General features: G+C 74.9%; 2 protein-coding genes. Both read left to right on the forward strand.

Features of this window, described 5'->3' with window-relative positions:
- The coding region (locus tag GTW67_RS06440; protein WP_272920467.1) for an NAD(P)-dependent oxidoreductase at positions 1-310 on the forward strand (310 nt) is incomplete at its 5' end.
- Positions 307-1,175, forward strand: an 869-nt coding sequence (locus GTW67_RS06445; RefSeq protein ID WP_161163829.1) for a DUF2264 domain-containing protein, incomplete at its 3' end; no start/stop codon positions are given. The genes GTW67_RS06440 and GTW67_RS06445, both read left to right, overlap by 4 nt.

The following is a 1,175-nucleotide window of genomic DNA, read 5'->3' on the forward strand; positions in this document are numbered from 1 at the left end:
CGCGATGCCGGCCGGGGCCGTGCTGATCAACACCTCGCGCGGCGCGGTCCTCGACCAGGACGCGCTCACCGACGCCGTCCTCGCGGGCCGGATCCGGGCCGTGTTGGACGTCACCGACCCCGAGGTGCTGCCGCCGGACCATCCGCTGTGGGACTGCGAGAACGCGCTGATCACCCCGCATCTCGCCGGTTCCGAGGGCAACGAGTGGCGCCGCCTGGCCGACCTCGCCCTCGCCGAGACCGCCCGCTGGGCGTCCGGTGCCGGTTTCCTCCACCCCGTACGACGCGAAAGGCTGGCGTTCCTGGCATGAGCATCCCCTTCGAACTGCCCCCCGAGGACCGTGTGCTGAGCCCCCGCACGGGTTACACCCGCGCGCACTGGGAGGCCGTCGCGGACGGGCTGCTGTGGGCGGCGTGGCGCTGGAGCACGCCGGGCTGCGCGCTGCTCGACCTGCCGGGCCGCCCCTCGCACTCGGGCGTGCGCTCCGACGGTCTCGAGGGGTTCGCCCGGACGTTCCTGGCGGCGGCCTTCCGGGTCGCGGGCGCCGGCGGTGACGATCCGCACGGCTGGCTGGACCGGTACGCGCGGGGCCTGGCCGCGGGCACGCTGACGCCCGGGCGTGACGACACGGAGTCCTGGCCGCTGATCCTCGACCACGAGGTGCAGGGCCAGCCGATGGTCGAGTCGGCGTCGGTGGCGCTCGGCCTGAGGCTGACCGCGCCGTGGCTGTGGAAGAACCTCGACGCCGGGGTGCAGGACCGGGTGGAGGAGTGGCTGCGCGGGGCGCTGCGGCACGTTCCGGCGCCGAACAACTGGTACCTGTTCCCGTACACGGTCGCCGGGTTCCTGGAGTCGGTCGGCCGCGGCGACGCCGAGACGGCGGCGGCCCGGCAGCGGGCGCTGGAGCTGATGGAGGGCTGGTACCGGGGCGAGGGCTGGTACGCCGACGGCGACGGACGCGCCTTCGACCACTACAACGGCTGGGCGCTGCACCTGTACCCGGTGCTCGACGCCCACCTCGGCGGCGACGGCGAGCTCGCCGCGCGGTACGGCGACCGGTTGCGGGCGCACCTCGACGGGTTCGCGTCGATGTTCGGCGCGGACGGGGCGCCGCTGCACTTCGGCCGGTCGCTGTCGTACCGCTTCGCCGCGTCCTCGGCGGTGAGCCTCGGCGA

The sequence above is a fragment of the Streptomyces sp. SID5910 genome (assembly GCF_009862125.1).
Lineage (GTDB): Bacteria > Actinomycetota > Actinomycetes > Streptomycetales > Streptomycetaceae > Streptomyces.